This is a genomic window from Aeromicrobium sp. Root236 (assembly GCF_001428805.1).
In the GTDB taxonomy this organism is placed as follows: domain Bacteria; phylum Actinomycetota; class Actinomycetes; order Propionibacteriales; family Nocardioidaceae; genus Aeromicrobium.
Genome location: NZ_LMIS01000001.1, coordinates 3,643,524 through 3,656,645, shown reverse-complemented (window position 1 = coordinate 3,656,645; position 13,122 = coordinate 3,643,524). Strand labels below are relative to the sequence as shown.

At 70.8% G+C, this 13,122-nt stretch carries 18 protein-coding genes; 8 read left to right on the top strand and 10 right to left on the bottom strand.

From position 1 onward, the window contains the following. Window position 1: 1 nt before the first annotated feature. From ASE12_RS18345 to ASE12_RS18315, 7 genes are all read right to left on the bottom strand, one after another. Window positions 2–280, bottom strand: coding sequence for a MoaD/ThiS family protein (locus tag ASE12_RS18345; protein WP_056404006.1), 279 nt, complete (start codon window positions 278–280; stop codon window positions 2–4). Further along, window positions 280–741: a Mov34/MPN/PAD-1 family protein gene (locus tag ASE12_RS18340; RefSeq protein WP_056404004.1), complete on the bottom strand. Its 462-nt coding sequence runs from the start codon at window positions 739–741 to the stop codon at window positions 280–282. Before ASE12_RS18340 ends, ASE12_RS18345 begins: the two co-directional genes overlap by 1 nt. Window positions 742–813: 72 nt before the next feature. Next, a complete protein-coding gene (locus tag ASE12_RS18335) occupies window positions 814–1,671 on the bottom strand; it encodes an ABC transporter permease subunit (protein ID WP_056404002.1) in 858 nt (285 codons plus the stop codon). Next, window positions 1,664–2,572 carry an ABC transporter ATP-binding protein gene (locus tag ASE12_RS18330; RefSeq protein WP_056404000.1) on the bottom strand — a complete coding sequence of 303 codons (909 nt, stop codon included), beginning with the start codon at window positions 2,570–2,572 and terminating at the stop codon, window positions 1,664–1,666. The genes ASE12_RS18335 and ASE12_RS18330 overlap by 8 nt, the downstream gene beginning before the upstream one ends. Continuing rightward, a complete protein-coding gene (locus ASE12_RS18325; protein ID WP_056403997.1) occupies window positions 2,569–2,817 on the bottom strand; it encodes an SHOCT domain-containing protein in 249 nt (82 codons plus the stop codon). The genes ASE12_RS18330 and ASE12_RS18325 overlap by 4 nt, the downstream gene beginning before the upstream one ends. Before the next feature lie 119 nt (window positions 2,818–2,936). Then, window positions 2,937–3,599, bottom strand: a complete 663-nt coding sequence (locus ASE12_RS18320; protein WP_056403995.1) for a response regulator transcription factor — start codon at window positions 3,597–3,599, stop codon at window positions 2,937–2,939. Continuing rightward, window positions 3,596–4,726: a sensor histidine kinase gene (locus ASE12_RS18315; RefSeq protein ID WP_056404959.1), complete on the bottom strand. Its 1,131-nt coding sequence runs from the start codon at window positions 4,724–4,726 to the stop codon at window positions 3,596–3,598. Before ASE12_RS18315 ends, ASE12_RS18320 begins: the two co-directional genes overlap by 4 nt. A gap of 113 nt (window positions 4,727–4,839) precedes the next feature. Here ASE12_RS18315 and ASE12_RS18310 point away from each other — a divergent pair, with 113 nt between their 5' ends. Next, on the top strand, window positions 4,840–5,424 hold the full coding sequence (locus tag ASE12_RS18310) for a TetR/AcrR family transcriptional regulator (RefSeq protein ID WP_056403994.1): 585 nt from the start codon (window positions 4,840–4,842) through the stop codon (window positions 5,422–5,424). An 18-nt stretch (window positions 5,425–5,442) separates the two neighbouring features. Beyond that, the gene (locus ASE12_RS18305) at window positions 5,443–6,336 is read left to right on the top strand and encodes an alpha/beta hydrolase (protein WP_056403992.1); all 894 of its coding nucleotides are present in this window, start codon (window positions 5,443–5,445) and stop codon (window positions 6,334–6,336) included. A 9-nt stretch (window positions 6,337–6,345) separates the two neighbouring features. Here the strand turns inward: ASE12_RS18305 and ASE12_RS18300 are convergent, their stop codons facing one another. Both ASE12_RS18300 and clpS read right to left on the bottom strand, forming a co-directional pair. Beyond that, the gene (locus ASE12_RS18300) at window positions 6,346–6,930 is read right to left on the bottom strand and encodes a DUF2017 domain-containing protein (protein WP_056403990.1); all 585 of its coding nucleotides are present in this window, start codon (window positions 6,928–6,930) and stop codon (window positions 6,346–6,348) included. After that, window positions 6,927–7,223: an ATP-dependent Clp protease adapter ClpS gene (gene clpS / locus ASE12_RS18295; protein WP_056212624.1), complete on the bottom strand. Its 297-nt coding sequence runs from the start codon at window positions 7,221–7,223 to the stop codon at window positions 6,927–6,929. The genes ASE12_RS18300 and clpS overlap by 4 nt, the downstream gene beginning before the upstream one ends. A 75-nt stretch (window positions 7,224–7,298) precedes the next feature. On the opposite strand from clpS, the gene ASE12_RS18290 reads away from it, so the two are divergent. The 6 genes from ASE12_RS18290 to ASE12_RS18265 all read left to right on the top strand — a co-directional run bounded on the left by ASE12_RS18290 (window position 7,299) and on the right by ASE12_RS18265 (window position 12,099). Further along, window positions 7,299–7,664, top strand: coding sequence for a hypothetical protein (locus ASE12_RS18290; protein WP_056403988.1), 366 nt, complete (start codon window positions 7,299–7,301; stop codon window positions 7,662–7,664). A gap of 1 nt (window position 7,665) precedes the next feature. Next, window positions 7,666–8,157: a hypothetical protein gene (locus tag ASE12_RS18285; RefSeq protein ID WP_056403985.1), complete on the top strand. Its 492-nt coding sequence runs from the start codon at window positions 7,666–7,668 to the stop codon at window positions 8,155–8,157. Window positions 8,158–8,252: 95 nt separating this feature from the next. After that, window positions 8,253–9,551, top strand: coding sequence for a nicotinate phosphoribosyltransferase (locus ASE12_RS18280; RefSeq protein WP_255355473.1), 1,299 nt, complete (start codon window positions 8,253–8,255; stop codon window positions 9,549–9,551). Beyond that, window positions 9,548–10,099, top strand: coding sequence for an isochorismatase family protein (locus ASE12_RS18275; protein WP_056403981.1), 552 nt, complete (start codon window positions 9,548–9,550; stop codon window positions 10,097–10,099). Before ASE12_RS18280 ends, ASE12_RS18275 begins: the two co-directional genes overlap by 4 nt. Before the next feature lie 219 nt (window positions 10,100–10,318). Beyond that, the gene (locus tag ASE12_RS18270) at window positions 10,319–11,611 is read left to right on the top strand and encodes a GNAT family N-acetyltransferase (protein WP_056403979.1); all 1,293 of its coding nucleotides are present in this window, start codon (window positions 10,319–10,321) and stop codon (window positions 11,609–11,611) included. A 2-nt stretch (window positions 11,612–11,613) separates the two neighbouring features. Next, window positions 11,614–12,099 (top strand): GNAT family N-acetyltransferase, encoded by a 486-nt coding sequence (locus ASE12_RS18265; RefSeq protein ID WP_056403977.1) that lies wholly within the window; start codon window positions 11,614–11,616, stop codon window positions 12,097–12,099. Here the strand turns inward: ASE12_RS18265 and ASE12_RS18260 are convergent. Next, window positions 12,096–13,121, bottom strand: coding sequence for an LLM class flavin-dependent oxidoreductase (locus tag ASE12_RS18260; protein ID WP_235508943.1), 1,026 nt, complete (start codon window positions 13,119–13,121; stop codon window positions 12,096–12,098). The two genes, ASE12_RS18265 and ASE12_RS18260, sit on opposite strands and share 4 nt — an antisense overlap. Window position 13,122 lies beyond the last annotated feature (1 nt).

Below are 13,122 nucleotides of genomic sequence, written 5' to 3'. Positions count from 1 at the left end.
CTCAGGCTGCGCCGCCGGCCACGGCCGGCAGGATCACCACGGTGTCGCCGTCGGCGACCGCGGTGTCGAGGCCACCCGTGAAGCGGATGTCCTCGTCGTTGACGTAGATGTTGACGAACCGGCGGGCCTCGCCGTTCTCCAGCAGCCGCTCCTGGATGCCGGGGTGGTCGACCTCGAGCTTGTCGATCAGCTCGGAGACGGTCGCTCCGCTGCCCTCGACGGCACGCTCGCCGCCGGTGTAGGTGCGCAGGATCGTGGGGATGCGGACCTCGATGGCCATCAGTGTTCTGCCTTCTGTTGGGTTGCGGCTACGTCTTCATAACGGTCGACGACGCGAACTTCTTCCTCGGTGACCTCGCCGTCGACGATCCGGTAGGACCGGAACTCGACGGGTCCGGACTGGTCGGCACCGTCACGGGTCGACACGAGGACGTAGTGCGCGCCGGGCTCGCCGGCGAGGTTGATGTCGGTGCGCGACGGATAGGCCTCGGTCGAGGTGTGCGAGTGGTAGACGACGACGGGCTCCTCGTCACGGTCGTCCATCTCGCGGTAGAGCTTGAGCAGGTCGCCGGAGTCGAACTCGTAGAACGTCGGTGACATCGCGGCGTTGAGCATCGGGATGAACCGCGCGGGCACGTCGGAGCCGATCGGCCCGGCGACGACGCCGCAGGCCTCGTCCGGGTGGTCGCGCCGCGCGTGCGCGATGATCGCGTCATGCGTGGCTCGGTCGATGGTCAGCACCTGCCGAGTTTATCGGCCCGCGTCACGACGTCTCAGCGACGGTCAACCGCTGAGACGCCGTGCCGGGGCGGGTCAGGCCACGTCGCGTCGCCGGTACGTCCACAGCGCCACGGCGAGGCAGACCACGACGTAGCAGGCCACCGTGAGGAGCGCCCGGCCGTCGGCGACGTCGGCGTTGACGCCGGGAGGCGACTCCATGCCCCGAGGACGCGCGGGCATCACGGCTGACGCCAGCGATCCGGCGTTGATGCCGGGCATCACGTCGCGGAGTGGACGCAACGCCGTGAGCACCGAGCTGGCGACGCCGGCGATGAGGTTCTCGACGCCGAGCACCCAGACGACCCCGAGGCCGATCGGCAGGGCGACACCGCGGAGCACGACGCCCAGCATCCCGCCGAGGCCGGCCCACATCAGCATGATCGCGACGCCGGCGCCGTAGCCGGCGAGCAGGTCGAGCACGGACGGGAACGCCGTCGACTCGCCCTGGCCGAGGGCGATGGCGGTCGAGCTCACCGCGCCGAGGACGAAGAGGACCAGCACGCCGACCGCGACCGAGACGCCGAGGGCGATGGCCTGGCCGGCCAGCACGGTCGTACGTCCCGGGCGCTGCGTCAGCACGGTCTTGACCGTGCCCCAGCCGTACTCGCTGCCGAGCACCAGCGCACCGAACACGAGAGCCAGGGCACCGGCGAAGACCGGGAACCCGCCGAGCGTGCTGGCGACGATCTGGTCCGGCAGCGTGCTCGCCAGGATCGCCTCCTTAGACGCACCCTCGATGGGGCCGGAGCCGTCGCCGGCGAACGACAGGTAGGGGATCAGGTAGCCGAACACCTGGCTCAGCAACGCCGCGGCGGCGAGCAGCGTCCACGCCGCCGGGCGGCGCACGAGCTTGAACAGCTCGGCGCGCGAGACGTTGACGACATCAGACATGGCTGGACTCCTTTGCGGTGATCTCGAAGAACACGTCCTCGAGCTGGCGGTCGATGCGACGCACCTCGCGGACGTCGACACCGGCGAGCACCAGGGCGCGGGTGACCTCGCCGGTGTGGCGCTCGTCGACGCGCAGGCGCAGCTCGTCGTCGAGTGTGCGGATGGACTGGACGTACGCGAGCTGGTCGAGCGTCGCCCTGACAACGTCTGCCGGTGCGGCGCGGATGACGAGCTCGCTGTCGCCGCGGAGCTCCTCGACGGTGCTCTCGACGACCATGCGCCCGGCGTTGATGACGCCGACCCGGTCGCAGATCTGCTGCACCTCGCCGAGCATGTGGCTCGACAGGATCACGGTGCGGCCCGAGTCGCCCAGGCGCCGGATCAGCGCCCGCATGTCGCGCATGCCGGCCGGGTCGAGGCCGTTCGTGGGCTCGTCGAGCACCACGAGGTCGGGGTCCTTGAGCAGCGCCGCCGCGACGCCGAGGCGCTGCTTCATGCCGAGTGAGTACGTCGAGAACTTGTCGCCGCCGCGCGAGGCCAGGTCGACGGTCTCGAGCGTCTCGTCGATCCGCCCTGAGCCGGTGCCGGCGTAGCGGGCGACGACCTCGAGGTTGGCCCGGCCGGTCAGGAACGGGTAGAACGCCGGGCCCTCGATCATCGAGCCGATCCGTGCGAGCACACCGGCGTCCCCCGGCCGGCGACCGAGCACCGTGAGGTCCCCGCTCGTCGGACGGATCAGGCCCAGCAGCATGCGCAGCGTGGTCGTCTTGCCGGCGCCGTTGGGGCCGAGGAAGCCGTAGACCTCGCCGCGCCGCACGCTCAGGCTGACCTGGTCGACGGCCGTGACCGCGTCGTAGCGCTTGGTCAGGTCACGGATCTCGACGACCGTCTCGGCGGTCACTTGTCCCGCTCCCGGAGGACGGCGAGACGCTCGCGGTACTCCGACTCGTCGATCTCGCCGGCGGCGTAGCGCTCGGCCAGGCGGGACTCCCCCGCGTACGAGCCACGGTGCCAGCGGCGGCGACCGAAGCGCCCGAAGACGCCGAAGACGAGCACGAAGAACGCGATCCAGAACAGCGGGAACAGCGGCCACCACGGGCCCGGACCGTCCCAGTTGTCGTGGGCGAGAAGCTGGGTGGACAACATGACGAAACTCCTTGAACGAGACTGAACAACTGACTCCTCGAGTCTCGTGAGAACCGGTCGCCGGCGAATCGGCCACGGGGAGTCTCTTCACGTACGCCCGAGGGCGTACGTGGGGCGCCTCAGGACCAGCCGGGGCGTACGAGGCCGGACTCGTACGCGATCACGACGAGCTGGGCGCGGTCGCGGGCGTCGAGCTTGATCATTGCGCGGCTCACGTGCGTCTTGGCCGTGGCAGGGCTCATGAACAGCCGGGCGCCGATCTCGTCGTTGTTGAGCCCTTCGCCGACCAGGGCGACGACCTCCCGCTCGCGGTCGGTGAGCGGCTCGAGCACAGCCGGGCTCACCGTGCCGCGGCTGCGGCCGGCGAACTCCGAGATCAACCGGCGGGTGACCCCCGGCGACAGCAGCGCGTCGCCCGCCGCGACGGCGCGGATGCCGGCCAGCAGCTCTGCGGGTTCGGTGTCCTTGACGAGGAAGCCGCTCGCACCGATGCGGACGGCCTCGAAGACGTACTCGTCGAGGTCGAACGTCGTCAGGATGACGACGTGCACCGCCTCGAGCCTCGGATCAGCGGTGATCCGGCGCGTCGCCTCGAGCCCGTCGACTTCGGGCATGCGGATGTCCATGAGCACGACGTCGGGGACGTGGCGCGCGATCACCTCGACGGCCTCGTCACCGCCGGAGGCCTCGGCGACGACCTCGATGTCGTCCTCGGCGTCGATCAGCGCACGGAAGCCCGCACGCAGCAACGCCTGGTCGTCGACCAGCACGACCCGGATCATGAGCGGCTCCTCAGCGGTAGCGACGCGTGCACGCGGGTGCCCCCGGCCGCGGACCGGCCGACCTCGAGCGTGCCGCCGAGCGTCTCGGCGCGCTCCCGCATGCCGATGATGCCCGTGCCCCCGGCGTCGCCCGGAGCGAAGCCCCGGCCGTCGTCCTCGACCGTCACGCTCAACGCCGCCTCGTCGTACGCGAGCTCGATCTCGGCGTGGGTCGCACCGGCATGGCGTACGACGTTGGTGATGGCCTCCTGGACGATGCGGAGGGCGGCGAGCTCGACCGACGACGGCAGCGGGCGCACGTCGCCGCGCACGGTCTTGTGCACCTGCAGCCCGGCGTGGGCACTGCGCTCGACGAGGTCCTCGAGCGATGCCAGCGTGCCCGACGGCCGGCGCGGCGCCTTCTCGTCGACGTCCCGCAGCACCCCGACGAGCGATCTGAGCTCGACGAGGGCGTCCTTGCTGGCGTCCTTGATCGCCTCGAGCGCGGTCTGCGCCTGCTCGGGCTTGCGGTCGACGATGTGCAGCGCGACGCCGGCCTGCACGTTGATCAACGAGATGTGGTGGGCGACGACGTCGTGGAGCTCGCGGGCGATCTGCAGGCGCTCCTCGTTGGCCTGGCGGCGCGACGCCTCGGCCCGGGCCTGCCGCGACGCGCTGATGCGTTCGCGCCGCACCCGGATCACCTCGCCGACGGCCACGACGAGCAGCGCCCAGGCCACGACGCCGGACAGCCCGGACCACGACCACGGATGGTCGTACGCCAGCCGTTGGATCGCGAAGACCCCGACGACGGCGCCCAGTCCGGCCCACGCGACGAGGCGATGACCGCGGACGACGGTCACGACCGTCGCGATGGCCAGACTCGCGAAGACCGGGCCGTACGCGTAGTCGCGCAGGAGGTAGGCCGCGGTGATCGCGACGACGAACGCCAGCACCTGCCGTGGCCACCTGACGCAGGCCACCAGGGACAACGGCCCCAGCACCGCGATGACGACCGCCAAGGCGTCGAGCCCGCGATGCCCGGTCTGGTGGCTGCTCGCGCCAACGGTGCCCGCGACCTGGATGATCGTCAACGGGACCAACCCGAAGAGCGCGGGCCGCGGCACGGCTCTCAGGTCGACGGACATGCCCTCACGGTAGGCGAACCGGGACTGCAGGGGCATCGCACCGGCGGAGCATTCCGGCGTACGCCCGTGGGAGTAGTCGACAGGAAAAGAACGACCGTGCTATAACTGGAAGCATGTCCAAGGGCGACGAGACGCGACACGCGATCCTGACCGAGGCGACCGCCGTCGCCGCCAAGGTCGGGCTCACCGGCATGACGATCGGCCAGCTCGCTGCGCACACCGGGATGTCCAAGAGCGGCCTCTATGCCCACTTCGCCTCCAAGGAGGCGCTGCAGCTGGAGATCCTGCGCCACACCCGCGAGCGGTTCGTCGACCAGGTCGTACGCCCTGCGCTGCAGACTCCACGCGGCGTCGCCCGTCTCCGGGTCCTGTTCGACGCGTGGGTCACCTGGTCCGAGTCGATGGAGGAGGGCGGCTGCCTGTTCGTGGCCGCGAGCTCCGAGCTCGACGACCAGCCCGGTCCGGTCCGCGACGCCCTGGTGCGCGACGAGCGTGACTGGCTCGAGATGATCGCCACGGTCGCCGGCACCGCCGTCAGCGAGGGCGAGTTCCGCCACGACCTCGACCTCGAGCAGTTCGCCTACGAGGTCCACGCCCTCACCCTCGCCCACCAGCACGCCTCACGGCTGCTCCGCGACCCCAAGGCCCTCGAACGCGTGCACCGCGCGTTCGACTCACTCGTCACGCACGCCGCCTAACCCGCAAAGGAATCCGTCATGACCGTCACAGCCTCACAAAAAAGCACGACCGTTCGGCCTTCTCAACGTCTCGTCCGCGCCGGCTTCAGGGCGCTCGAGCTGGTCGCACCGGCGCTCGGGGCCCGCTGGGCCGACCGCTGGTGGTTCACCCTGCCGGCCTCCCCGGTCAGCGACCTGCCGCCCGGCGGCACGGCGTTCGAGGTCGAGTCCGAAGGCCACGTCGTCCGCGGCCACCGTTGGGGATCCGGCCCGGTGGTCTACCTCGTGCACGGCTGGGGCGGCAACGAGACCCAGCTCGCCCGCTTCGTCCCGCCCCTCCTCGCAGCCGGGTTCTCGGTCGTCACGCATGACGCGCCGAGCCACGGCAGCTCCGGCCCCGGCGCCGTCGCGGGCCAGGGCCATGCGGTCGAGATGGGTCGCGCACTCGACGCCGTCGCGGCCGTGCACGGTCCCGCCCACGCGGTCGTCGCGCACTCGATGGGCGGTCTCGCCACCGGGCTCGCGCTGCGCTACGGCTGGCTCGGCACCGAACGGCTCGCGCTGGTCGCGCCCATGGTGCGTATCGGCGACCACCTGCCAACGCTCGAGGCCGGGCTGGGGTTCGGTCCGCGCATCCGCGAGCGGCTCAAGCAGCGCGCGTACGACCGCGTCGGCCTGGCCGTCGACGAGGTCGATCTCGTACGCATCGCCGATGAGATCGAGCGTCCTGACCTGCTCGTGATCCACGACCCGGCGGACCGGCTGGCGAGGTTCGCCTCGGCCACGGAGCTCGTGAGCGCGTGGGACGGTGCCCAGCTCACCACCGTCGAAGGGCTCGGTCACCACCGGATCCTGCGCGACGACGCGGTCGTGCGCCAGGTCGTGGCGTTCGTCGTCGCCGGTCAGCTCGACGAGCTGGAGCGCAGCGCCTGAGCTCCGCGCTCAGTCGAGCGCGGAGATCAGCGTCTCCTGCACGTAGCCCAGCCAGTCGTAGATCTCGGACATCGCCGCGATCGCCTCGTCCTCGGACTGCGCGATGAGCATCGCGTCGTCCTCGTCCTCGATGCCGAGCCGCACGGCGAGCGACAGGCGTACGTCGGTGAGGGCCCGCAACCACGCCTGCACCTCGGCGTCGTCGAGCTCGATCTCGATCTGCTGCTCGTCGTCCTCGACGGGCGTGCCGAACGTGAGACCGCCGTCGACGAGGGAGCCGATCAGCGCCTCGGCGTTGGCGACCTTGGCCGACGTCAGCGACCGCTCCGTGAACCGCCGGAACTCCCCCGCGCCCTCCTCGTCGTCGCGGTAGGCGTCGGGCAGCAGTCGGCGCAGTACCGGGTCCTCGGGCGGCAACGACGGTCCGCCCATGCCCAGCTGGGTCGCAAGGGGGTCGGCGGTCGACTCGTCGGCGCCGTTGCGGTCACGCAGCAGCTCGACGACCTGGCCGGACAGGCTGGCGAGCAGGTGCGCCTCGCCGGCCTCGAATGTCGCGGTGATGCCACCTCGACGGCGCTTCTTGAACGGCTTCATGCGTCCTGCCGTTCCAATGTGGCCCACAGGCCGTACTCGTGCATGGCCTGCACGTGGCGTTCCATCTGCTCGCGGCTGCCGCTCGAGACAACGGCCTTGCCCTCATGGTGCACGGCGAGCATCAGCTCGTGCGCCTTCTCCTCGGTGTAGCCGAAGTAGTTGCGGAAGACGTAGGCCACGTACGACATCAGGTTGACCGGGTCGTTCCAGACGATGGTGACCCAGGGATCCTCGAGCTCGACGATCTCGTCAACGTCGGGCTCCGCGATCTCGACGGGCGACGGCGTGGTCATACGGCCATTGTGTCTCAGGCACCTGACGGAGTGAAACCGCGCTGTCGTTCTCCGCGCCTCCGTCATACTCGACGCATGCCGGCCGACCGGGGACAGATGATGCGCGCACCGTCGTGGGCGTTCGTCCCCGTGATTCCCGCTCTTGCTGTCATGGCGGGATATTCGGGCGGCCACGATCACCACGACGCGGCCGACGTGCTCTGGACGGTCTTCGGCGCCGCTCTCCTGGGATCCGCGCTGCTGCCGGCCGTGCGCGCGTACGCCCGGCCGACGCGCCGCAACGTGGAGACGACGGCACTGGTCGTTGCCGGCGCCATCCTCACGGCGATCGGGCTCGCCGCTCATGGCGATGCGTACGACAGCACGGTGTTCGGCCCGTTCCTGCTCATCCCGGTTGGCGTCGTGATGTGGCTGTGCGGCTGCCTACGACGGCCCGACTGACATGACACGTTTCGACGTCACCCCGGAGCAGGCCGCCCAAGGACGTATCGTCGAGGACCGAGACCTCCCGATGCTCGCGGCCCAGTGGCTCACCGAAGGGTGGGACAGCCCAGCGGTCCGCGAGCTCGCCGGACTCACCCGGCACCAGGTGAACGACGCCGTCGGATTGCTCCAGCGAGCCGTGAACGAGCTCGGCTTCGCGCAACCCGCATCACACTTCCCCTGGGACGACGCACCATGGCACGGTCACTGGCAAGGGATCTGGTGGGCCGTCGACCAGATGGACAAGAAGCTGTCCCCATACGCCGCAGCACAGGAGGTCTTGGAGACAGTCGGAGATGTCCCAGATCTCTGGAAGCCCGGCCACGGCGACGAGCTCATGCAGCTGCTCGAGCGGTGGCGTGAGCATCCCGAGGACCGGGAGGATGTCGCCGAACGGCTCCGCTCCTTGCTCCGGAGCCTGACTGAGGACGACGTACCTCCGGCGGTCTGACCCGCAATACTCCGCGATTCGTCACGAGATGCACCGCCCAGGGCGCTCGGCCACGTGCCCGTCGTCACGGATCGCGGGGTCCTAGGCTGGACACCGTGAACGCCTCCACGGCACTGCTGACCGATCGCTACGAGCTCACGATGCTGCAGGCGACGCTGCGCGACGGGACGGCGCACCGGCCCTCGGTGTTCGAGCTGTTCGCGCGCAGGCTCCCGGAGGGCCGCCGGTACGGCGTGGTGGCCGGCGTCGGGCGACTCCTCGATGCGCTTGAGGCGTTCCGGTTCGGAGCCGCCGAGCTCGACTGGCTCCGCGAGGCCGACGTCGTCGACGAGGACACCATCCAGTGGCTCGCCGACTACCGGTTCAGCGGGACGATCTGGGGCTACCCCGAGGGCGAGCTCTACTTCCCGCAGTCCCCCGTGCTGATCGTCGAGGGCACGTTCGCCGAGTCGGTGATCCTCGAGACGATTTTCCTGTCGATCCTCAACCACGACTCGGCGATCGCCTCCGCCGCAGCGCGCATGATCACCGCGGCCGGCGACCGGCCCTGCATCGAGATGGGCTCCCGGCGCACGCACGAGGGGGCGGCCGTCGCCTCGGCCCGAGCCGCGTACATCGCCGGGTTCGCCGCGACCTCCAACCTCGAGGCCGGTCGCACGTACGGCATCCCGACCACCGGCACCAGCGCCCACTCCTTCACGCTGCTGCACGACACCGAGCGTGACGCGTTCGAGGCTCAGGTACGCGCCCTCGGTCCCGGCACGACGCTGCTGGTCGACACCTACGACATCCCCGAGGCGATCCGCACAGCGGTCGAGGTCGCCGGCCCCGAGCTGGGCGGCGTACGACTCGACTCGGGCGACCTGGTCGCCCTCGCCGCCGAGGTCCGCAAGCAGCTCGACGACCTCGGCGCCACGTCGACCCGCATCACCGTGACGAGCGACCTCGACGAGTACGCCATCGCGGCCCTCGCCGCGGCACCCGTCGACGGCTACGGCGTCGGCACCGCCCTGGTGACGGGGTCCGGGGCGCCTACCAGCGGCTTCGTCTACAAGCTGGTGTCGCGCGAGGCCTCCGGCGGCGAGATGGTGCCCGTCGCCAAGAAGAGCAAGGACAAGGTCTCGGTCGGCGGCCGCAAGTCGGCGCTGCGCCGCCGCGACACCGGGGGCACGGCGCAAGCAGAGGTCATCGGCATCGATCTCACCCCGGTCGACGACGGCGACGACCGTACGCTGCTGGTCGAGCTCGTCCGCGACGGTGTCCGTGTGCACCACGAGACGCTCGACGACGCCCGCGGCCGGCTCCGGGCATCCCTCGCCGAGCTGCCACAGTCGGCGATGCAGCTCATGCGCGGCGAGCCGGCCATCGACACCGTCTACGAGGAGCGCACATGAAAGCATTGATCGTCGTGGACGTGCAGAACGACTTCTGCGAGGGCGGCTCGCTGGCCGTTGCCGGTGGCGCCCAGGTCGCCGCCGATGTCGCCGAGCTGCTCGCCACCAAGGCGTACGCCACGGTCGCCGCGACCCGCGACCACCACATCGATCCGGGCTCGCACTTCTCGGACGATCCCGACTTCGTCGACTCCTGGCCGCGCCACTGCGTCGTCGGCACCTCGGGCGAGGAGCTCCACCCGCCGCTCGAGCCGGCGATGTTCGACGAGATCTTCTACAAGGGCGAGTACGCCGCCGCATACTCCGGCTTCGAAGGCTCGTCCGCCGACGGCGTACGCCTCGCCGACTGGCTCCGCGCTGCCGGCGTCGACGCGGTCGACGTGTGCGGCATCGCCACGGACCACTGCGTACGTGCGACTGCTCTGGACGCCGCCCGCGAAGGGTTCGCCGTGCGCGTCCTCGAACGACTCACCGCCGCGGTGTCACCGGACAACCTGCCGACGGTGCACCGTGAGTGGGCCGACGCCGGAGTGGCGTTCAGCGACTAGGACCGCGGCGGCACGACGACGGCGGCCACCGATCCGACGACCAGCCCGACGAGCGTCGGACCCGCGAGGAAACGCGCCAGCAACGACCAGCGGGACGGCAGCGTGATGTCTGACATGACTCGACGATCCCGCCCCGGGCCGACGAGCGATCGACGACAGGATGAACACCGCAGGATCGGTGGGCGTCAGGTTGTCCGCCGGCATGGATAGCCTGAGCAGATGGGCAACGACTACCTCGACCTGCCGATCGACCCCGCCTCTCGCGAGCGGCTCGCCGCCGAAGGGCTGCGACTCGAGCTCGTCGACATCTCCGACAAGCCGGCGTTCGCCGCCTGGGCGCGGGCCGAGTCACGCGGGTTCCACAGCCCCCTGCAGACTGACGCGGCGATCGAGCAGCGTCACGGCTACTTCGCCGACCGCCGCATCACCGGGGTCTACGACGACTCCCTCCCCGTGCCGGAGGAGCCGGTCGCGACGACCATGGTCTGGCCCGCAGACCTCACGGTGCCGGGCCACCGCGCGGTCCAGTCCTGGGCGATCAGCGACGTCACGGTCGCGCCCACCCACCGGCGGCGCGGCGTCGCTCGCGCCCTCATCGAGGCCGAGCTCCGCACGGCACAGGCGCACGGCGCGCCCATCGCCACGCTGACGGTGTCCGAGTCGACCATCTACGGCCACTTCGGCTTCGGTCCGGCGGCGCTGGCGCGCGACCTCACGATCGACGCCCGGCGGGCGAGCTGGACGGGCCCGCGGCCGGCCGGGCGGGTCCACTTCGTCAACGCCGACCAGCTCCTCGAGCCCGGCCTTGCCCTGGTCGAGCGCGTACGCCTCGCCACCCCCGGCCAGATGGCCTACGACGGCATCCTCTGGGACCGCCAGCTCGGCCTGATGGTCGACGACGAGGTCGCCAAGAAGCAGCGACACGTCCGCTACGACGACGAGCACGGCCGGATGCAGGGGTGGGCCAGCTACACGCTGACCCAGAACCCCGACGACTTCACCCAGCACCGGCTCGACCTGCTGCACCTGGTGACGGCGACCGACGACGCCTATGCCGCGCTGTGGCGGTTCGTCCTCGAGATGGATCTCGTGTCCGAGGTGAAGGCGCACCTGCGGCCGGTCGACGAACCCGTGCGCTGGATGGTGTCGGACTTCCGGGCCGTCAAGGTCGCCGAGCTCGACCACCTCTGGATCCGCATCCTCGACGTCCCGGCTGCGCTGGAGGCGCGCACCTATGCAGGGCCGGGACGCCTGGTCCTGGGCGTGACGGACCCGTTCGGTGCGGGCGAGGGGTCGTTGGCCCTCGAGGTCGACGATGCGGGCGAGGCCACCGTCACTTCGACCGACGAGCCGGCCGACGTGTCCCTGTCGATCGAGGACCTCGCCGTGATCTACCTCGGCGGCACCTCGCCCCGTGTGCTGCAGTCGGCCGGACGCCTTCACGGCGACGCCGGCAAGCTCGAGACACTGTTCCGCTCCCCCGTCGCGCCGTTCCTGAGCATCTGGTTCTGAGCATGCAGCTGCGAGATTTCGAGACGGACGACTGGGCACAGGTGTGGCCGATCGTGCGTGAGGTCGTACGCGCTGCCGACACGTTCACCTACGACCCGGCGATGACAGCCGAGCAGGCCTACGCCACCTGGGTGCAGCCGCCGCCCGGGCGCACCGTCGTCGCGCACGATGGCGACGCCGTCCTCGGCACCGCGCACATGAACACCAACCGCCCGGGCCCCGGCTCCCACGTCGCGACGGCGAGCTTCATGGTCGCCGCAGACGCCCGCGGCCAAGGCGTCGGCGGAGCACTCGTCCGCGACGCCCTCGACTGGGCTCGTGGGCTCGGCTACGCGGGCATGCAGTTCAACGCCGTCGCGGCGTCCAACACGTCAGCGGTCGAGCTCTACGAGCGCCACGGCTTCACGATCGTCGGCACCGTCCCCGGAGCGTTCGAGCACCCGGCGCAGGGCCGGGTCGGTCTCCACGTGATGTACGCCGAGCTCTAGAGCAGCTCCTTCGCGAGCAGCTCCAGCGTCTGCTCGCGTCCCGGTGCCGTACGCGGATCCGTGCCACGCCGGGCCGACGCGACGGGGTTGACCATGACCTCGTCGACGCCGAACTGCGCGGCGAGCTCGCGGACCTGCGTCGCGGCCTGCTCCGGCGTCCCGACCACGGCTCGCGCCAGGGCGGAGTCGACGATCGCGGCCGCCTGCGGGTGCAGCTCCAGCGCCTGGGCGTCCTCGACCAGGTCGAGCGCCGTCAGCGGCTGCCCCGTGCGCAGGCGGGCCATCATGTGCAGGTTGGGCAGCATCAGCGCCGCGGCCTCCTCCTCGGTCGTCGCGACCGACGCGTTGACCGTCAGGAACGTGACCGGCTCCGAGGCCAGGTCGCTGGGCTGGAACTCTGAGCGATAGACGTCAAGCGCCTCGGCTGTGCCCTGGCCCGAGAAGTGGTGCGCGAAGACGTACGGCAGGCCCTTCGCCGCGGCGAGGTGCGCCGAGTACATCGACGATCCCAGCAGCCACATGCGCGGCTCCGTCGACGCCGCCGGCGTCGCCTTGAGGACGTAGTTCTGGCGGGGCACCGCCACACGTACGCCCTCGGCGCCCATGAGCGCCACGACGTCGTCGAGGTACTGCGGGAAGTTCTCGATGTCCGTGTCGTCACGACCGGCGGCCCCGCGCAGCGCCATCGAGGTGACCGGGTCGGAGCCCGGGGCGCGCCCGATGCCGAGGTCGATGCGGCCCGGCGTCGCGGCCTCGAGCAGGGCGAACTGCTCGGCGACCGCCAACGGTGCATGGTTGGGCAGCATGACGCCGCCCGAGCCGAGCCGGATCGAGGTGGTCTGCGCGCCGAGCATCGCGATCAGCACCGGCGGCGACGTCGCGGCGACGGCCGGCATGTTGTGGTGCTCGGCGACCCAGAACCGGGTGAAGCCGAGCCTGTCGGCGACCTGGGCCAGGGACACAGTCGCGGCCAACGCGTCGCCGGTCGACTGGTCGGTGCGTACGGGGACGAGGTCCAGCACG